This is a genomic window from Lutimaribacter pacificus, from assembly GCF_900142185.1.
GTDB lineage: Bacteria > Pseudomonadota > Alphaproteobacteria > Rhodobacterales > Rhodobacteraceae > Lutimaribacter > Lutimaribacter pacificus.
In genome coordinates, this window is record NZ_FQZZ01000002.1 from 521,272 (window position 1) to 538,172 (window position 16,901).

Annotated in this window: 19 protein-coding genes and 1 other RNA gene; 12 read left to right on the forward strand and 8 right to left on the reverse strand. The window is 66.9% G+C overall.

The genetic code is table 11. The features are described 5' to 3' along the window. Positions 1 to 26 precede the first annotated feature (26 nt). The 3 genes from F3H87_RS08580 (at position 27) to F3H87_RS08590 (ending at position 2,389) form a co-directional block, all read left to right on the forward strand. Complete coding sequence (locus tag F3H87_RS08580; protein WP_149788165.1) at positions 27 to 755, forward strand: alpha/beta fold hydrolase; 729 nt, start codon at positions 27 to 29, stop codon at positions 753 to 755. After that, positions 752 to 1,897: an alpha-D-ribose 1-methylphosphonate 5-triphosphate diphosphatase gene (locus tag F3H87_RS08585; RefSeq protein WP_149788166.1), complete on the forward strand. Its 1,146-nt coding sequence runs from the start codon at positions 752 to 754 to the stop codon at positions 1,895 to 1,897. Before F3H87_RS08580 ends, F3H87_RS08585 begins: the two co-directional genes overlap by 4 nt. 75 nt (positions 1,898 to 1,972) lie before the next feature. Next, on the forward strand, positions 1,973 to 2,389 hold the full coding sequence (locus F3H87_RS08590) for an Hsp20/alpha crystallin family protein (RefSeq protein WP_149788167.1): 417 nt from the start codon (positions 1,973 to 1,975) through the stop codon (positions 2,387 to 2,389). Between the two features lie 18 nt (positions 2,390 to 2,407). On the opposite strand, the gene F3H87_RS08595 is transcribed toward F3H87_RS08590, so the two are convergent. From F3H87_RS08595 to F3H87_RS08625, 7 genes are all read right to left on the reverse strand, one after another. After that, entirely contained in the window at positions 2,408 to 3,085 is a 678-nt protein-coding gene (locus F3H87_RS08595; protein ID WP_149788168.1) for a nitroreductase, read from the reverse strand. A 44-nt stretch (positions 3,086 to 3,129) separates the two neighbouring features. After that, positions 3,130 to 4,245: a TFIIB-type zinc finger domain-containing protein gene (locus F3H87_RS08600; RefSeq protein ID WP_149788169.1), complete on the reverse strand. Its 1,116-nt coding sequence runs from the start codon at positions 4,243 to 4,245 to the stop codon at positions 3,130 to 3,132. 43 nt (positions 4,246 to 4,288) lie between these two features. After that, on the reverse strand, positions 4,289 to 5,398 hold the full coding sequence (locus F3H87_RS08605) for an SPFH domain-containing protein (RefSeq protein WP_149788170.1): 1,110 nt from the start codon (positions 5,396 to 5,398) through the stop codon (positions 4,289 to 4,291). A gap of 42 nt (positions 5,399 to 5,440) precedes the next feature. Beyond that, positions 5,441 to 6,367, reverse strand: a complete 927-nt coding sequence (locus F3H87_RS08610; protein WP_188129201.1) for a DUF2927 domain-containing protein — start codon at positions 6,365 to 6,367, stop codon at positions 5,441 to 5,443. 34 nt (positions 6,368 to 6,401) lie between these two features. Continuing rightward, the gene (locus tag F3H87_RS08615; RefSeq protein ID WP_149788171.1) at positions 6,402 to 7,601 is read right to left on the reverse strand and encodes a toxic anion resistance protein; all 1,200 of its coding nucleotides are present in this window, start codon (positions 7,599 to 7,601) and stop codon (positions 6,402 to 6,404) included. Between the two features lie 31 nt (positions 7,602 to 7,632). Continuing rightward, positions 7,633 to 8,502 (reverse strand): 5-bromo-4-chloroindolyl phosphate hydrolysis family protein, encoded by an 870-nt coding sequence (locus F3H87_RS08620; RefSeq protein WP_149788172.1) that lies wholly within the window; start codon positions 8,500 to 8,502, stop codon positions 7,633 to 7,635. A 171-nt stretch (positions 8,503 to 8,673) separates the two neighbouring features. Further along, positions 8,674 to 9,522, reverse strand: a complete 849-nt coding sequence (locus tag F3H87_RS08625; protein WP_149788173.1) for a pseudouridine synthase — start codon at positions 9,520 to 9,522, stop codon at positions 8,674 to 8,676. A gap of 62 nt (positions 9,523 to 9,584) precedes the next feature. On the opposite strand from F3H87_RS08625, the gene F3H87_RS08630 reads away from it, so the two are divergent. Then, positions 9,585 to 10,034 (forward strand): nucleoside deaminase, encoded by a 450-nt coding sequence (locus tag F3H87_RS08630; RefSeq protein WP_149788237.1) that lies wholly within the window; start codon positions 9,585 to 9,587, stop codon positions 10,032 to 10,034. Positions 10,035 to 10,096: 62 nt separating this feature from the next. Then, entirely contained in the window at positions 10,097 to 10,537 is a 441-nt protein-coding gene (locus tag F3H87_RS08635; protein ID WP_149788174.1) for a DsrE family protein, read from the forward strand. 44 nt (positions 10,538 to 10,581) lie between these two features. Here F3H87_RS08635 and F3H87_RS08640 read toward each other — a convergent pair whose 3' ends face one another. Beyond that, on the reverse strand, positions 10,582 to 11,274 hold the full coding sequence (locus F3H87_RS08640; RefSeq protein ID WP_149788175.1) for a metal-dependent hydrolase: 693 nt from the start codon (positions 11,272 to 11,274) through the stop codon (positions 10,582 to 10,584). A gap of 124 nt (positions 11,275 to 11,398) precedes the next feature. Between F3H87_RS08640 and F3H87_RS08645 the strand changes: the two genes are divergently transcribed. The 7 genes from F3H87_RS08645 to F3H87_RS08675 all read left to right on the forward strand — a co-directional run bounded on the left by F3H87_RS08645 (position 11,399) and on the right by F3H87_RS08675 (position 16,893). Continuing rightward, on the forward strand, positions 11,399 to 12,055 hold the full coding sequence (locus tag F3H87_RS08645) for a ceramidase domain-containing protein (RefSeq protein WP_149788176.1): 657 nt from the start codon (positions 11,399 to 11,401) through the stop codon (positions 12,053 to 12,055). A 31-nt stretch (positions 12,056 to 12,086) separates the two neighbouring features. Then, positions 12,087 to 12,374: an Asp-tRNA(Asn)/Glu-tRNA(Gln) amidotransferase subunit GatC gene (gene gatC / locus F3H87_RS08650; protein ID WP_149788177.1), complete on the forward strand. Its 288-nt coding sequence runs from the start codon at positions 12,087 to 12,089 to the stop codon at positions 12,372 to 12,374. Positions 12,375 to 12,378: 4 nt separating this feature from the next. Then, entirely contained in the window at positions 12,379 to 13,866 is a 1,488-nt protein-coding gene (gene gatA / locus F3H87_RS08655) for an Asp-tRNA(Asn)/Glu-tRNA(Gln) amidotransferase subunit GatA (RefSeq protein ID WP_149788178.1), read from the forward strand. Positions 13,867 to 13,901: 35 nt separating this feature from the next. Then, complete coding sequence (locus F3H87_RS08660; protein ID WP_149788179.1) at positions 13,902 to 14,636, forward strand: hypothetical protein; 735 nt, start codon at positions 13,902 to 13,904, stop codon at positions 14,634 to 14,636. Between the two features lie 95 nt (positions 14,637 to 14,731). After that, positions 14,732 to 15,364, forward strand: a complete 633-nt coding sequence (locus tag F3H87_RS08665) for an N-acetylmuramoyl-L-alanine amidase (RefSeq protein WP_262974977.1) — start codon at positions 14,732 to 14,734, stop codon at positions 15,362 to 15,364. 12 nt (positions 15,365 to 15,376) lie between these two features. Next, an RNA gene (gene rnpB, locus F3H87_RS08670) (RNase P RNA component class A) lies at positions 15,377 to 15,771 on the forward strand. A gap of 411 nt (positions 15,772 to 16,182) precedes the next feature. Beyond that, positions 16,183 to 16,893: a DUF533 domain-containing protein gene (locus F3H87_RS08675; RefSeq protein WP_149788181.1), complete on the forward strand. Its 711-nt coding sequence runs from the start codon at positions 16,183 to 16,185 to the stop codon at positions 16,891 to 16,893. Positions 16,894 to 16,901: the final 8 nt, after the last annotated feature.

The window sequence follows — 16,901 nt, forward strand, 5'->3', positions numbered from 1 at the left end:
CGGGGTTTTGCGTCTATCTCAAGGGCATGAAACGCCTTGCGCTTGTTCTTTCCCTGCTGTTGCCCGTGCCCGCATTCGCGGATTGCGTGGTGCTGCTGCATGGGCTGGCGCGGACCGAGGCGTCTTTCCTGCTGATGCAGGAGGCGCTGGAGCGGCGCGGCTATCGCGTGGTGCGGCAGGGCTATCCCTCGACCGAACAGACGATTGCGACCCTGGCCATCGACACGCTGCCCGAAGCGGTGGAGGCCTGCGGCGACGAACGGGTGCATATCGTCACGCATTCGATGGGCGGTATCCTGACACGCTATTGGCTGATCGGGCACCGTCCCGAAAGCCTGGGCCGGGTGGTGATGCTGTCGCCGCCCAACCAGGGATCGGAAATCGTGGATACGCTGGGCCGGATCGAGGCGTTCGGCTGGTTCAACGGCCCCGCGGGCCAGCAGTTGCGCACCGACGAACAGGGGCTGCCCGCGCATCTGCCGCCGGTCGATTTCGACCTTGGCGTGATCGCGGGCGACCGTTCGCTCAACCCGATCTTCTCGGCGATCATCGAGGGGCCGGACGATGGCAAGGTTTCGGTCGAATCGACGCGCGTCAGCGGGATGACCGACCATATCGTATTGCCGGTGACCCACACCTTCATGATGAACAGCCCGCTGGTCATCGCGCAGGTGGTGCGGTTTCTGGAACTGGGGGCCTTCGATCGGGACATGACCCTGACCGAGGCGGTGGAGTTTCTGGCGGAGCGGGGATGATGCAGGCGGAATTTACTCTGACCGGCGCGCAGGTGTTGAGCGACGGGGCGCTGGACGATGGTGTGCTTGGCATTTCGGGCGGCCTGCTGTCCGACCGGGCGACGGGCGCGCAGGTCGCGTTGCCCGGCTGCACGGTATTGCCCGGCATCGTGGATATTCACGGCGATGGGTTCGAGCGGCACATGGCCCCGCGGCGCGGCGCCATGACCGACCTGACGGTGGGGCTGGCCGGGGTCGAGGCCGAGCTGGCCGCGAACGGGATCACCACCGCGATGCTGGCACAGTTCTGGAGCTGGGAGGGCGGAATGCGCGGCCCCGACTTCGCCCTGCGGGTGCTTGAGGCACTGGAACGATACCAGCCCATCGGCACCGATATGCGTATCCAGTTGCGGCTGGAAACGCATCTGCTGGACGATTACGACGCGATGGAACAGGCGGTCGCGCGGTTCGGCGTGGGGCAGGTGGTGTTCAACGATCACCTGCCGCACGAGGCGCTGGCGCGCGGCAAGCGCCCGCCGCGCCTGACCGGGCAGGCGCTGAAATCCGGCCGCAACCCCGAGGCGCATCTGGCGATGCTGCAGGACCTGCACGCAAGGCGCAACGACGTGCCGGCGGCGGTCGTGGCGCTGGCCGGGCGGCTGGCGGCGCGCGGCGTGATGCTGGGCAGCCATGACGACCCCGATGCGGACACGCGCGCCACATGGCGCGCACGCGGCGTGCCGCTGTCGGAATTTCCCGAAACCCACGCGGCCGCGCAGGCCGCGCGCGACGGCGGCGACGGTATCGTGCTGGGCGCGCCCAACGTGATGCGCGGCGGCAGCCATGCCGGCAAGGTATCCGCGCGCGACATGGTGGCGGCGGGGCTGTGCGATGCTCTGGCCTCGGATTATTTCTATCCCGCGCCGCTCAGGGCTGCGCAGATCCTGGGCGAGGCGATCGGCCTGCCGGCGGCATGGGCGCTGGTCTCTGACGGGCCGGCGCGGTTGCTGGGCCTGTCCGACCGGGGCCGCATCGCGCCGGGGCTGCGCGCCGACCTGGTGGTGCTCGACCCCGCCGGGCGGGTCTGCCTGACGGTGGCGGGCGGGCGCGTCACCCATGCCAGCGGTATCGGCGCGGCGGCGCTGATCGCGGCGCGTATTTGACGCGCGTCAATGCGACTCGGCCCGCGGCACGGCATTCTGTCGCCGTTCCACGGTTCAAACACAGGAGGCTTTGGTATGGTTGAGAAAACGCAATCCGGCGGTCTCTGGCCCGCCCTTTACGATCCGTTCCGGCAGATGGGGCACAGGCTGGCCGAATGGCTGTCGCCGGCGTCCGATGCATCGACCGACGGCAGCAGCTATCGCATTTCGATGGAACTGCCGGGCGTCGCCGAGGGTGATATCGACCTGTCGGTGCATGACGGCGTGGTGACGGTCAAAGGCGAAAAGTCCGACACGCGTGAGGAAAAGGGCGACACCTGGTATTTCAGCGAACGTCAGTATGGCAGCTTCAGCCGCACCTTCCGACTGCCCGCGGATGCCGATGACGGCAAGGTCGAGGCGCATCTGAAAGACGGGGTGCTGACCATCGCCGTGCCCCGCAAGAGCCCCGAGCCGAGCAAGGCCACCAAGGTCACCATCAACCGCGGCTGATCGCGCGGGGCCGGTGCGTCAGTCGCGGACCCAGGTGATCACCTCGTCGGGGCTGGCGCGTTCGGTGCGAAAGCCGTTGGCAGGGTGATCGGGATCGGCATGGCCCAGCGAGATCGCGCAAAGGATCAGGCGGGTGTCGGGAAGGTCGAGTTCCCGGCGCACCGTCGGGGCATAGGCGGCGATGGCCGCCTGCGGGATCGTGGCGATGCCAAGCGCCTGCGCGGCCAGCGTAAAGGCGGCGACGAAACCGCCGCAATCCATCGCGCCATAGGCACCCAGATCGGCCTCGGACGTGACGATGGCGACATGCGGGGCACCGAAGAAGCGGTAATTCTCCAGCATCTGTGCCCTGCGCGCACCACGATCCTCGCGCGCGATGCCGACCGCGTCGTATAGCTGGAAGCCGCAGGTGCGGCGGCGATCCTGGTAAACGCCGGTATAGCGCAGCGGCCAGTCGAGGTCGGGCCTGGGCGCGTCGGTTTCGACCGCCTGCAGCAATGCCTGGCTGAGCCGTTCGGTGGCCGCCGGATCGGTGACGCTGACCTGCCAGGGCTGCGCGTTGCACCAGCTTGGCACGCGTTGGGCGGTCTGCACGATCTTCGCGATCACCCCATGCGGGACGGGATCGGGCAGGAAGGCGCGGCAACTGTGGCGTTCGCCCAGAAGGTCCAGCAACGTCTGGTAACGGTCGGTCATGCGTCGGTCTTTCCTGTTTTCCGGTGTCACGCGGGTCATGCGCATCAGAGCTGCCCCTGGTTCAGCGCCACGACATAGCCCACGCCCGCCGCCACGATCAGGCCCAGTATCACGGCAATCGCGATCTTCCAGGCCGACCACGGGCGTTCGCCCTGCACCCGGCCGGTGCGGCCGTTGACGACGAAACGGTATGTCTTTCCGCGATACTTGTAGGCGGCCAGCCAGACCGGCAGCAGCACGTGCTTGAAGGTCACGTCGCTGACATCGGTGTCGATGTCGTGGATGCGCTGGCGGTCGCCACCGATGTCGAAACGCACGTCACGCTCGATCACGCGGTGCATGATCTGGCGTGCCTCGCCATAGCCTTCCTCGACATCCACAGTATATCCCTCGGCCCGGAACCCGGCCAGGTATTCCGGCTGATAAGGTTCCAGCGCGGCCAGGTCCCACGGTTCCAGCGCGTCGGTGAACCGCTTGGGCAACGAGCGCGAGGCCAGCACCAGCACATCGTCAAAGAACCGCTGCACCCGTCCCGATGCGGGCCGCCAGCGGATCTTCATCACGCGCTGCGCCTGCCGTTTGCCGTTCACGGTGACGTGGCGGGTTTCGTAATAGATCGTGCCGCGTTCGCCGCGATACCGGCTGCGGGTCTGGGCGTCGAACGTCCAGTAGGGGACATAGATGCCGTCCATGCGCCGCCCCTTGCGGGCGTATTTCTGCAACCCGTTCGGCGCGAACCACAGCCGGCCCAGCCAGTCGGTCATCGCCTTGCGCGCGGCCCCTTCATCCAGGGCAAAGGGCAGCACGCCGCGCGGCTTGATATGGCGATGCGTGCCGGTATCGGCCACCACGGGCGTGGCGCAGAACGGGCATTCGGTGGCATGGGTCGCGCCGGTGAATTCGACCTGCGCGGCGCAGTTGGGGCAGGTGGTGACGCGGGTTTCCTCGATCTCCTGCGCGGGGAGCTGATCGTGGATCGCGCGTTCGAAATCCAGCTCGCGTATGCCGCCCTGCCACGGCCCGTGATCGGCGACGGGTGCGGTGTTGCCGCAATGATCGCAGACCAGTTGCCCGGCTTGCGGATCGAAACGGAAATCCGCCCCGCATTGATCGCAGGGAAAGCGGTGTTCCTCGACAAGGGCGGCGGCGGTTTCGCTCATGGCCTCATGGGGTCTTTGTGTCGGGCGGGGTGCGGCGCCGAGGTCACGCCCCGGGCGGGGGCGGCGGTGGCAGGATGGTGAACAGTTGCGCCAGTTCCTGCACGTCCTCGGCGCGCATCCAGCCGTCCTGCCCCGGCGTCCAGACAAAGCTGTCGCGGGTCAGCTCGCCCGAACCGGCCATCTTGCCCATATCGGCCTTGGAAAACGGCCCCTTGGTCTGCCCGCCCTCGGCAATGTGCCAGACATGTTCGACCGGCGGCGGCGGCGGTGCTGCGGGTGCCGCGGCGGGCTGCGTGGCGCCCCACGGGCCCTGTTGCGCCATCTGGTTGGCCATCGCCATGCCCATCCCCATGCCAAGCCCCGCGCCCATGCCGGCCCCGGCCTCGCCGCCGCGGGCCATCGCCTCGGCCGCGGAATATTGCGTGAACTTGCCCAGGTCGCCCACCAGCCCCATGCTGGTGCGCTTGTCCAGCGCCTGCTCCACCGCCGGTGGCAGGCTGATATTCTCGATATAGAATTCGGGGATCGTCAGCCCGTATTCCGCCACCTTCTGCGAGATTTCGCCGGCCACCAGCTTGCCCAGTTCGCGGGTGTTGGCGGCCATGTCCAGAACCGGGATACCCGACCCGGCGATGGTGCGGGAAAATTCCTGCACGATGATGTTGCGGATCTGGTAACTGATCTCGTCCATCGTGAATTCGCCATCGGTGCCCACGATCTCGATCAGGAATTTCGCGGGGTCCGTCACCTTGACCGCATAGGTGCCGAAAGCGCGCAGGCGCACGGGGCCGAATTCAGGGTCGCGGCACATGATCGGGTTCTTGGTGCCCCATTTCAGGTCGGTGAACCGGGTGGTGTTGACGAAATAGATCTCCGACTTGAAGGGCGACCTGAACCCGTGATCCCAGTGCTGGAGCGTGGTCAGGATCGGCATGTTGTTGGTTTCCAGCATGTAAAGGCCGGGGGTGAACACATCCGCCAGCTGGCCCTCATGCACGAAAACCGCCGCCTGCCCCTCGCGCACGGTCAGCTTGGCACCGTACTTGATCTCGTGCCCCTCGCGTTCGAAGCGCCAGACCATCGTGTCGCGGCTGTCCTCTGTCCAGTGGATGACGTCGATGAATTCGCCGGTCAGGAAATCGAGAATACCCATGATTTTGTCCTTTCATGCCACCCGCACCAAGGCGGGAGAGGATTACGATGGCCCTCCGGCCAGTTCGCGCGCACGCGCGGAATAGATCGGGCGCGCCTCGTCCGGGGTCATGCCGGGTTTCAGGCGGGGATCATAAAGCATTTTCAGCAGCATTTCGTCATGCGTGGTCAGCAGGGCGAATTCGTCGTCGTCGTTGAAGATCGACGGCCGCGCCAGCGGGCTGTCATTGGCCAGCCCCAGCCCCTGCGCCACCTCTTCGTGGATGCAGGAGCGGCGCAGAAGATCGGGGTGCTCGGCCCGCACGACCGCGATGGCCTTGCGATAGACATGATCGTTCCTTGTGTCGGAGAACGCGATCACCAGGCAATGGATCGAGCGCGGGATGGTGCGGATGATATCCAGCGAGTTGGGATTGATATTGGGCACCAGTGCCTGGATGCGGGGCAGGGCTGCGGCGCGGTCGTCCTCGCTCAGCACCATGATGTGAAAGTTCCCGTTCGCCCCGGTCGAGATCGGATGCCCGGTGATGCGCGCCAGCCGCGCGACATAGCGGTCGATCACCAGCCGGTCGGTGGCGCGCTGCGCCTGCGACACCGATGCGCCGAATTCCACGGTCACGCGCACCGGGCTGGTCCAGCGCCGCAACTGCCCGGGCGTGCCCCGCGCCGATCTCAGGCCCTGGCCGCGCTCGTACTCGTCGAAAAAGGCCAGCTTTTCGAAGTTGCGGATCAGCATTTCGGCGTCATAGGGCGTGTCCGGCCCGCCGCCGTCGGTGCGCAACAGGCCCTGCGCCAGCAGGTCGGCCTGCACGCGGGCGTAATAGGTCGCCAGCGTGGCGCTGGCCTCGGACGGCATGTTGCGCGGCTCGGCCGGGGCGGTGCGCGGCTGGTCGGGGCGCGGCTCGGGCCGGACCGAGTTGCGCGGCGCCATGCCGTCACAGCCGGCAAGAGCGACGGCCCCGGCCAGCATCAGCGTGGAAAGACGGCGCCGCCGCACGGGCGGGTTATGCCCCGGGCACCGCGGTGCCGGCAGTGTCGCCCACACCGTCGCGCCGCGCCTTGGCCGAGGCCAGCGTATCGCGCAGCTCGGCCTCCATCTTCTTCAGCTCCTCTTCGGCCTTCGCGCGGCGTGCCTTGCCCTCGTCGGCGATCTGCAGCGATTCCTCGATGGTGCCGATCAGGTCGGCATTGGCCTGCTTCACCGCCTCGATATCGAAAACGCCGCGTTCCATTTCCTCGCGGATCATCCTGTTGCTGTCGCGCAGATTCCTGGCATTGGCGGTCAGCAGCTCGTTGGTCAGGTCGTTGGCATCGCGCACGGCCGAGGCCGCCTCGGCCGACCGCTGGATCGTCACCGCCTGCGCAAGCTGGGTTTCCCACAGCGGCACGGTGTTCACCAGGGTCGAGTTGATCTTGGTCACCAGGCTCTTGTCGTTTTCCTGCACCAGCCGGATCGAGGGCAGCGATTGCATCGTCACCTGCCGGGTCAGTTTCAGGTCGTGCACCCGGCGTTCCAGGTCGTCGCGCGCGGCGCGCAGGTCGCGCAGCTCCTGCGCCTTCATCACCTGGTCATTTTCCGGCGCGGCGGCGACTTCGGCCTCTTTCGCGGGGATGTCGGTGCCGTCCAGTTCCTTCAGCTTGGCCTCGCCCGCCGCGATGTAAAGCGCCAGCTCGTCATAGAAGGCCAGCGTCTTTTCATACAGCATGTCCAGCGACTTGATGTCCTTCAGCAGCGTATGTTCGTGTTTCAGCAGGTCGTCGGTGATCCGGTCGATCTGGCCCTGCACCTTTTCGAAACGCGCGGTGAACTTGGCAAAGGGCGCGGCGCGGCCCAGCAGCTTTTCCCACCAGCTGCGTTCGCGCCGCACGTCCAGCTCGCTGACCGAGAAGCCGCGGATCGTGGTGACGATGCCGCGCAGGCTGTCGCCCGCCGGGCCCACGTCCTTGTTGCGCACGTCGCTCAGCATGGCCTGGCTGATTTCCTGCAACTCGGCCTGCGCCGCCGACCCGAAGGACACGATCGAATTGGTGTCGCCCATGTCGATCTCGTCCATGCGCTTGCGGATTTCCGCCCCCACCGGCGCGTCCGCGTCGTCCAGCGAAACGATGGCGCCCGCCTCGCCCGGTTCGGGCAGGATGACGGCATTCACCTCTTCCACCATCGCCAGTGCATCCTGCGCTTTCTTCTGAATTTCGGTCGACATGGTTCTATCCCCCTTACCAGGTTGCGCGCGCTTACTCGGTCCGCACGCCTTCGCGCTGCAAACGGTCGCGCAGCACGTCGATTTCGATTGTCAGGTCGCTGTGGTCGTCCAGCAGCATCTTCTTGGTCTTGGCGTCGAACTGCTGCTCCAGATCGGTCAGCAGCGACAGGTAATCGGTTTTCGCCTGCGCGCTCTGGCTGCGGGCATAGATGTCGGAGAATTTCACCGTCGCGTCGCGCGCGCCCATCAGGTAGACGCCCATGTATTTGCGCGCCGCGGTCAGGTCGCGCGGGTCGTTTTCGACCGTGCGCAGCATGTCGCGCACCGTGGTCTGGAACCGCGCCACGCGGTCGGCCACACCCCGGTCGCCCGCGCGTTTCACGGCATCCGTCATGGCGGCAAGGTGCTTTTCGGCCTCTTCCACCGCGCGCGCCACGCGGTCGGTCTGGAACTGGTCGATGCCTTCCATGCCCTTGTCGGACATCGGGTCCAGCCCGAAGGACATCCCGTGCAGCACCGCGCCGAGAACGGCAAAGATGCCGGCCTCCGGCACGCCGAAGCCGGCGAATCCCGCCAGCCCCAGCCCCGCACCGGTCAGCACCGAGCCCAGCAGTTTGCGCGGCACGGCAGGGCGGCGGGCGACCTTGCGGTTGTCATACGCTTCCTGCGCCAGCACGCCCTCGCGGGTCAGCCAGGCCGCCAGGATCAGCAGTCCCAGCGCGACCAGGTATTGCGCCATCTGCACCGGATCGGCGGTAAAGGCCCGCCAGATCAGCAGAAGCGGCAGAAAGAACAGCAGGTTCACCCGCGCCCCCGCGCGCGACCGTGCCGCGCCGCGATAGGTGCCGGGGGCCGCGGGATCGCCGCCGGGGCTGTGTTTGCCGCCGAACCGTTGCGCCATACCTTACGCCCCCCCTGCAACGGAGACATAAAGAAACAGGATGACCAGCAGAAAATACGAAAGTTTCTGCAACCCCGACCCGGACATACGCCCCTCTTTCTGCGCTTCGACTTGCGAAAAAGGTAGGGGATAGTGGCGGCGCTTGCTAGGGGGAAGATGGGCGCCCGCGCGTCAGCGGCGGGGTTTGTCCCGGCGCGAGGCCGGGCGGGCAGGCCGTTGCGGCTGTTTCGCGGGGCCGCGCGGGGGGCGGCGGACGGTCTTGGCCTTCGGGGCCTCGGCGGTGTCTTCGGCGCTCAGCCCCAGCTGGTCGCGCAGGACCTTGCGGCGCACCTCTTCGACGGCGCCGCGCGCCAGCGTGCCCAGCTGGAACGGCCCGTAAGAGATGCGAATCAGGCGGTTCACGCCCAGCCCGACCGCCTCCATCGCGCGGCGGATCTCGCGGTTGCGGCCTTCGCGCAGGCCCACGGTCAGCCAGGCATTCGCGCCCTGCTGGCGGTCCAGCGTCACGTCCATCGGCAGGAACGCTTCGCCCTCGATGGTGATGCCCTTGCGCAACGGGTCCAGTATCCGGTCCTCGACCCGGCCCTTGACCCGCACGCGGTAGCGCCGTAGCCAGCCGGTCGAGGGCAGTTCGAGCTTGCGCTTGACCTCGCCATCGTTGGTCAGCAGCAACAACCCCTCGGAATTCAGGTCGAGCCGCCCGACGCTCATCACCCGCGGCATGTCCTTGGGCAGCGCGTCGAAAATCGTCTCGCGCCCCTGTTCGTCGCGGGCGGTCGTCACCAGCCCGGCGGGCTTGTGATACAGCCACAGGCGCGGCGGTTCGGGCGGGGCAAGCGGCTTGCCGTCCACGGTGATCGCGTCGTTCGCGGTGACGTTCAGCGCGGGGCTGTCGATCTGCTTGCCGTTCACGGTCACGCGGCCGGCCTCGATCAGGCGTTCGGCCTCGCGCCGGCTGGCGCGGCCGGCACGGGCGATGACCTTGGCGATACGCTCGCCGGATTTGGGTGCGTCTGTCATGGCCGGTATATGCCGCAAAGCGCGGGCTTGCGAAAGCGCCCTTTGCGGGGCATGTGCAGGGGATGGAGTTCGTCAGCCATATGCAGGCCGCCCTGGACGAGGCGCGCGCCGCCGCCGGTCGCGGCGAGGTGCCGGTCGGCGCCGTTGTGGTGTCGCCCGTAGGCGCGGTCGTGGCCCGCGCCGGCAACCGCACGCGCGAACTGCACGATCCCACCGCCCATGCCGAGATACTGGCGATCCGCGCCGCCTGCGAAACGCTGGGGCAGGAACGGCTGACCGGGCATGACCTGTACGTGACGCTGGAGCCGTGCCCGATGTGCGCGGCGGCGATTTCCTTTGCCCGCATCCGGCGGCTGTATTACGGCGCGGCCGATCCGAAATCGGGTGGCGTGGCGCATGGCGCGCGGGTGTTCGCGCATCCGCAATGCCACCACGCGCCCGAAATCTATGACGGGATCGCCGCCGACGCGGCCGAGGGTCTGTTGCGCGAATTCTTCGCCGACCGGCGCTGAACGGGCTTGCCCTTGGCCGGGCAGCACCGTTTGGTGGACGGATCGACAAAGGAGGAAACGCAATGTCATTCATCAAGCGGGCAACCGCCGCCGCCGCCGTGCTGACCCTGTCGGCCACGCTGGCATGGGCCGAACCGGCCGCCAAGGTGGCGATCCACGTGGACGAGGACAACGTCAAGACGATGAACATGGCGCTCAACAACGCTGCCAACATCGCCAAGTATTACGAGAGCCAGGGCCAGGAGGTGGTGATCGAGATCGTCACCTACGGCCCCGGTGTGCACATGCTGCGGCAGGACACGTCGCCGGTGAAGGACCGTATTTCGGCCATGTCCCTTGAAATGGACAATATCCAGTTCTCGGTCTGCCTGAACACCGTGCAGGCGATGACGCAGCAGCTGCAGACGGATGTGCCGCTGCTCGACGAGGCGACCGAGGTGCCCTCGGGCGCGGTGCGGCTGATGGAGCTGCAATACGACGGTTACGCCTATCTGCGGCCCTGACCGGGCCTTGCGGGCACGCCGCCGCGGACGGCGTGCCCGGCACCTCAGAAGCGCATCGGCTTCATCACCTCGGCCTCGATCACGTCGACACCCGGCAGCGCCTCTTTCATCGCGTCGGCCGACTGCTCCAGCAGCGGGAAGGTCTTGTAGTGGCAGGGGATCACCGTCTTGAAATCGAAGAAGGTCCTGGCCGCATAGGCCGCGCGCTTCATGTTCATGGTGAAATGCCCGCCGGCGGACAGGATGCCGATATCGGGTTTGTGCAGGTCGTTGAATACCTTCATGTCGGCCATCACGTCGGTGTCCCCCGACAGGTAGACCGTGTGCCCGTCACCCTCGATCATGTAGCCGCATTCGGTGCCCACCACCTTGGGCCCCTGGTCGGTCGCCATCGAGGTCGAATGCACCGCGTGCACCATCGTCACCTTCGGTCCGCCCAGGTCGATCGTGCCGCCCTTGTTGAAACCGATGGTCTGGACATGCTCGTGCTCTTCCCAGTAACTCATAAGGTCGTACTGGCCGACCACCGGCACCTTCAGCCTGCGCGCCAGTGACAGGGCATCGACGACATGGTCGAAATGCGCATGGGTCAGCAGGATATGCGTCGCGCCTTCGACGGCGGCGTCGTGCTGATCCTCGGGCAGGACGGGGTTGCCGGTCAGCCACGGGTCGATCAGCAGAACCTGCCCCTCGATTTCGAACCGGAACGAGCCGTGCCCAAGCCATGTGATCTGCATGTATCTTTCTCCCTTTCGGTGTTCGCGTTGCTTCGCCCGGCAAGGTAACATGGCGGGCGTGACTGAAAAGGGGTATTGAACCGCGGCCGCCGGACGGTATCTGCAACGGGCATGGAGGGCGCGGATGGACTGGACACGCCAGATCGACAGCTATTGCGAAAGGCTGGGCCCGGATTACTGGGCCGAGCCGGTGAATGCGCTGACCAACCTGGCCTTCGTCATCGCCGCCGCGATCATGTGGCCACGGGTGCGGGGCCTGCCGCTGGCGCAGGCGCTGTGCGTCGTGCTGGCGGTGATCGGGGTCGGGTCGTGGCTGTTTCACACCCATGCGACCGCCTGGGCCGCGCTGGCCGACGTGCTGCCGATCCTGATCTATATCCTGGTCTATATCTACGCCGCCAACCGCGCCTATTGGGGCCTGCGCCCCTTGCCCGCGCTGGGGCTGACGGCGCTGTTTCTGCCCTATGCGGCCGCCACCGCGCCGCTTTTCGGCATGATCCCCGGACTCGGATCGTCGGCGGGCTATGCGCCGGTGCCGCTGCTGATCGCGATCTATGCCGTGCTTTTGCGTCACCGCCTGCCCCGGGTGGCGCGCGGGCTGGCCATCGGTGCCGGGCTGCTGATCGCCTCGCTTATCTTTCGCACGATCGATGAACCGTTATGCGGCGTGGTGCCATTCGGCACGCATTTCATGTGGCATATCCTGAATGCCACCATGCTGGGCTGGATGATCGCGGTTTATCGCCGCCACATGCTTGCGGGTCAGGCGGCGCGGCGCTAAACGCGTGTGGACTGAAAAACGGAGATCACTCATGTCGATCGACCTCGAAACCGCGGCCAAGGTGGCCAAGCTTGCCCGGATCAAGGTGGAAGAGGACGCGCTGCCGGCGCTGGCCTCGGAATTCAACACCATCCTCGGGTTCATCGAGCAGCTGAACGAGGTGGATGTCGCGGGCGTGGAGCCGATGACCAGCGTCACGCCCCAGCGCCTGAAGCGGCGCGAGGATGTGGTGACCGATGGCGGGATGCAGGACAGGATCCTGTCGAACGCACCCGATGCCCGCGAAGGGTTCTTTGCCGTGCCCAAGGTGGTGGAGTAAGCGCATGACCGACCTGAACCGCCTGACCCTGGCCGAAGCGCGCGATCGCTTGCGCGCAAAAGAAACCACCAGCGTCGAACTGACCGAGGCCTGCCTGAGCGCCATCGACGCCGCCGACGCGCTGGGCGCGTTCGTGCACAAGACGCCCGAGATCGCGCTGGAGCGTGCGAAGGCCGCCGACGAACGGCTGGCGCAGGGCGACGCGCCCGCCATGTGCGGCCTGCCCATCGGGATCAAGGATCTGTTCTGCACGAAAGGCGTCGACAGCCAGGCCGCCAGCCGCATCCTCGAAGGGTTCAGGCCCGAGTACGAATCGACCGTCAGCCAGCAATTGCAGGATGCCGGGGCGGTCATGTTGGGCAAGCTGAACATGGACGAATTCGCCATGGGCTCGTCCAACGAAACCTCGTGCTACGGCAACGCCGTCAATCCGTGGCGGCGCGGTAACGACGACGCGGCGCTGACGCCGGGCGGCTCGTCCGGCGGCTCGGCCTCGGCGGTGGCGGCCGATCTGTGCCTTGCCGCGACCGGTACCGATACCGGCGGCTCGATCCGCCAGCCCGCGGCCTTTACCGGCATCGTGGGGATCAAGCCGACCTATGGCCGCTGTTCGCGCTGGGGCATCGTGGCCTTTGCCAGCTCGCTCGACCAGGCCGGGCCGATGACGAAAACCGTGCGCGACGCCGCGATCATGCTGGAAACCATGTGCGGGCATGACCCGAAGGATTCCACCAGCGCCGACCTGCCGGTGCCGGATTTCGAATCGATGCTGACCGGCGATATCAGGGGCAAGGTCATCGGCATCCCGAAGGAATACCGCATGGATGGTATGCCCGAAGAGATCGAAAAGCTCTGGGCCGACGGCACCGCGATGCTGCGCGACGCGGGCGCCGAGATCCGCGATATCAGCCTGCCGCACACGAAATACGCGCTGCCTGCCTATTACGTGATTGCGCCCGCCGAGGCATCGTCGAACCTCGCGCGCTATGACGGGGTGCGCTATGGCCACCGGGCGAAGCTGGCGCAGGGCGACGGCATCACCGAGATGTACGAAAAAACCCGCGCCGAGGGCTTCGGCCACGAGGTGCAGCGCCGCGTGATGGTGGGCACCTACGTGCTGTCGGCGGGGTTCTACGACGCCTATTACAACCGCGCCCGCAAGGTGCGCACCCTGATCAAGCGCGACTTCGAACAGGTCTTTGCCGACGGGATCGACGCGATCCTGACGCCGGCCACCCCCTCGGCCGCCTTCGGCCTGGGCGAGATGAACGATGCCGATCCGGTGCAGATGTATCTGAACGACGTGTTCACCGTCACGGTGAACCTTGCCGGTCTGCCCGGCATCTCGGTGCCTGCGGGGCTGGATGCCAAGGGGCTGCCGCTGGGGCTGCAACTGATCGGGCGGCCGTGGGAAGAGGGCGATCTGCTGAACACCGCCTATGCGCTGGAACGTGCGGCGGGTTTTGTGGCAAAACCCGATAAATGGTGGTAAGTCGCCCCAAAACATAATCAGGCAGGATACAGATCATGCGTGTCTTTCTTTGCTGTGCGGCGTTTCTGGGGCTGGTGGCCTGCGCGCCGCCCGTCCCCGACAGCGGTCAGGGCGTCGGTTTCGGCGACTACAGCACCTATCAACGCCAGCAGGCCGAACGCGAGGCGATGCTGACCGGCACGGCGATCCCGCCGGCAGGGGCGGTGTCGGACGAGGCGCCCGGCACCGGCCGCAACCTGCCGCAGGCCCAATCGGTTTCGGTTGCAGGGCAAAGCGATGCCGAACGGCTGGCCGCGGATACCGCGGCGGCGCTCAATTCCGGCGAGGCCCCGGTTCAGGCAAGCCCCTCGAACCCGCCGCCCGAGGCGGTGAATGCCGCCGGGATCAGCCAGGAAAACAACTTCGACAACGTGTCGAACCTGCGGACGATCGAAAGCGACGCGCAGCGCATCGCGCAGAACCGCGCGCAATACCAGGTGATCCAGCCCGAGGCGCTGCCCTCGCGCGTGGGCGCGTCGTCGCCCAACATCGTGGATTTCGCGCTGAGCACCACCAATCCCAGGGGAACGTCGCTTTACCGCCGCACAGGCCTGTCGGGGCAGACCCGATATCAGCGCAACTGCGCCAAATACGCCTCGCCCGACCGCGCGCAGGAAGAATTCCTTGCCAGGGGCGGCCCCGAGCGTGACCGGCTGGGGATCGACCCGGATGGCGACGGGTTCGCCTGCGACTGGGACCCCGCGCCTTTCCGCAAGGTGCGCGGGGGCTGATCGCGCTGACGGGCGCAATCTGGCATCCCTCGCCGAATTGCGGGCCGCGGCGCGATGGCGCCCGGCCCGATCTGATTGTCCTGCATTACACCGCGATGGACGGCGCGCAAGCCGCGCTTGAGCGGCTGTGCGACCCGCAGGCCGAGGTGTCGGCGCATTACCTGATCGGCGCGGATGGCACCGTCTGGCAGATGGTCGACGAGGCGATGCGCGCCTGGCACGCGGGCGCGGGGCAGTGGGGCGGTGTCGTGGACGTCAATTCCCGCTCGATCGGGATCGAGCTGGACAACCTGGGCACCCACCCGTTTTCCGAACCGCAGATGCAGGCGCTCGACTCGCTGCTGGCCGGTGTGATGGCGCGCTGGTCGATCCCGCCGGAGCGGGTGATCGGGCATTCCGACATGGCGCCTGAGCGCAAATGCGATCCCGGCCCGCGCTTCGACTGGCAGCGGCTGGCGCGGCAGGGGCTGTCGGTCTGGCCGGATGCGAAACCGCGCGGTTTGGCGGCGAAACCGCGCGATTTCTGGACCGAGTCCAGGATGCGCGCCTTTGCGGACGCGCTGCGCACATTCGGCTACCCGGTGCCGCCGGGCGGGCTGGCGCCGCTGGCGATGCTCGATGCGTTTCGCGCCCGGTTCCCCGGCCTGTCCGACGGACCCGCCATCCTGGCCGCCGCGCAAGACCTTGCCGCCCGCTTTCCCGTTGACCGGGACGCTTCCAGCACATAAGTCCGCGAATGCGCGGAGGGCCGGATGGCCGCGGGGGTGCAAACCCACGAGGAAAGTCCGGACTCCACAAGACGACGGTGCCGGGTAACGCCCGGGCAGGGAAACCTGACGGAAAGCGCCACAGAAATGAAACTACCCCGGCCTGTCCGGGGAAAAGGTGAAACGGTGGGGTAAGAGCCCACCGGGGGGCTGGCAACAGCCCCCGCACGGCAAGCCCCACCGGGAGCAATGCCGAATAGGGTCCCCGCGCGGGCTGATCGGGCAACCGATATCGCCGCAGGGCAAGTCCTGGCCCAGGGGATCGGGTAGGCAGCTGGAGGGGCACCGGCAACGGTGCCCTTAGATGAATGGCCATCCAGAGGGGGCGACCCCTTGGACAGAATCCGGCTTACAGGCCCTCCGCGCATATCTTTCCGGGGTCTGGCGGGACAGCGCCATGCAGGTTTGGCATATTGGCCGGACAAAATTTTTTACCGCCTGAGTATTTCGCAACCGAAGGGCATCGCATGGCCGCGGTCGGGCGATCCGACCTCTGTTGCGGTCACTTTATGGCGCGGCCACATCCTCCCCCTAAGCATGGCACTGGCGGCAGCCAATCGCCCGGCCGGGGGGCGGCCGTGCGATGCCCGGGCCGCTTCGCGGCTGCTCCGGGCTGGGTGCATCGTTCAAACGCCTTGAAAAAAACCAACACTGTTCTCTACCGCGCAATCCGCGAAGGCCCGGTGCGGTTACAACGGGTGCATCTTCCTGCCCCCTCACTGTCAGGTGACTGTTGCACAGACTGTGCTAATCTGGCCGAAACAACCGGAGGGATTGTCATGAGTTTCGTCAAGACGCTGGCCACGCTGGCCGTCGGGTTCGCCGCCGCGCGCGGTGTGCAGAAGGTAAGGGAAATGGGCGGTATGGCGGGCCTGAAGGACGCCATGCGCAAGGCCGGGGACCCGGGCGGTATGGCCGACCAGATGGGCGGCATGGCGCAGAAGATGGGCCTGCCGGTCGACCAGGCGCAGATGCGTGACATGTTCGCGCGTTTCGGCGGGCAGGCGGCGGATGCCACCGACGCCACCGAACAGGGCCTGGGCAACCTGATGGGCGCCATGACCAGCGCGGCCGGTGTCGGCGCCAGGGGCATGGGCGAGATGATGGAGGCGCTGACCAGGGGCACCGCCATCGGCGCCACCACGGAGGAGAACGCCCGCCTGATGATCCGCGCGATGATCCAGGCCGCCAAGTCGGATGGCGAGATCGACGCCGACGAGCGCAAGACGATCCTCGATCACCTGAGCGATGCCAGCGACGAGGAAATCGCCTTTGTCGAGGCGGCGCTGGATGCACCCGTCGATCCCGTCGCGCTGGCGCAGGACACCGGCGACGCGATGCGCGCGCAGGTCTATTCCGCCGCGCTGATGGCGATTGCGGTGGATACCGGGGCGGAACGCAGCTATCTGCGGGCGCTGGCGCAGGCGTTGCAGCTGGACGACGCCACCGTTGCAGACCTGCACAAGTCGATGGGGCGGCCCGCCTTGTGACCCCTTCG

What these genes read in the sequence shown, in the direction of transcription:
- F3H87_RS08675 (WP_149788181.1), top strand. Translation starts at nt 16,183, where the DNA reads ATGAGTTTCGTCAAGACGCTGGCCACGCTGGCCGTCGGGTTCGCCGCC.
- F3H87_RS08615 (WP_149788171.1), bottom strand. Translation starts at nt 7,601, where the DNA reads ATGTCGACCGAAATTCAGAAGAAAGCGCAGGATGCACTGGCGATGGTG.
- F3H87_RS08600 (WP_149788169.1), bottom strand. Translation starts at nt 4,245, where the DNA reads ATGAGCGAAACCGCCGCCGCCCTTGTCGAGGAACACCGCTTTCCCTGC.
- F3H87_RS08605 (WP_149788170.1), bottom strand. Translation starts at nt 5,398, where the DNA reads ATGGGTATTCTCGATTTCCTGACCGGCGAATTCATCGACGTCATCCAC.
- F3H87_RS08665 (WP_262974977.1), top strand. Translation starts at nt 14,732, where the DNA reads ATGGACGGCGCGCAAGCCGCGCTTGAGCGGCTGTGCGACCCGCAGGCC.
- F3H87_RS08640 (WP_149788175.1), bottom strand. Translation starts at nt 11,274, where the DNA reads ATGCAGATCACATGGCTTGGGCACGGCTCGTTCCGGTTCGAAATCGAG.
- F3H87_RS08620 (WP_149788172.1), bottom strand. Translation starts at nt 8,502, where the DNA reads ATGGCGCAACGGTTCGGCGGCAAACACAGCCCCGGCGGCGATCCCGCG.
- F3H87_RS08595 (WP_149788168.1), bottom strand. Translation starts at nt 3,085, where the DNA reads ATGACCGACCGTTACCAGACGTTGCTGGACCTTCTGGGCGAACGCCAC.
- F3H87_RS08645 (WP_149788176.1), top strand. Translation starts at nt 11,399, where the DNA reads ATGGACTGGACACGCCAGATCGACAGCTATTGCGAAAGGCTGGGCCCG.
- gatC (WP_149788177.1), top strand. Translation starts at nt 12,087, where the DNA reads ATGTCGATCGACCTCGAAACCGCGGCCAAGGTGGCCAAGCTTGCCCGG.
- F3H87_RS08635 (WP_149788174.1), top strand. Translation starts at nt 10,097, where the DNA reads ATGTCATTCATCAAGCGGGCAACCGCCGCCGCCGCCGTGCTGACCCTG.
- F3H87_RS08590 (WP_149788167.1), top strand. Translation starts at nt 1,973, where the DNA reads ATGGTTGAGAAAACGCAATCCGGCGGTCTCTGGCCCGCCCTTTACGAT.
- gatA (WP_149788178.1), top strand. Translation starts at nt 12,379, where the DNA reads ATGACCGACCTGAACCGCCTGACCCTGGCCGAAGCGCGCGATCGCTTG.
- F3H87_RS08660 (WP_149788179.1), top strand. Translation starts at nt 13,902, where the DNA reads ATGCGTGTCTTTCTTTGCTGTGCGGCGTTTCTGGGGCTGGTGGCCTGC.
- F3H87_RS08580 (WP_149788165.1), top strand. Translation starts at nt 27, where the DNA reads ATGAAACGCCTTGCGCTTGTTCTTTCCCTGCTGTTGCCCGTGCCCGCA.
- F3H87_RS08585 (WP_149788166.1), top strand. Translation starts at nt 752, where the DNA reads ATGATGCAGGCGGAATTTACTCTGACCGGCGCGCAGGTGTTGAGCGAC.
- F3H87_RS08625 (WP_149788173.1), bottom strand. Translation starts at nt 9,522, where the DNA reads ATGACAGACGCACCCAAATCCGGCGAGCGTATCGCCAAGGTCATCGCC.
- F3H87_RS08630 (WP_149788237.1), top strand. Translation starts at nt 9,585, where the DNA reads ATGGAGTTCGTCAGCCATATGCAGGCCGCCCTGGACGAGGCGCGCGCC.
- F3H87_RS08610 (WP_188129201.1), bottom strand. Translation starts at nt 6,367, where the DNA reads ATGCTGGCCGGGGCCGTCGCTCTTGCCGGCTGTGACGGCATGGCGCCG.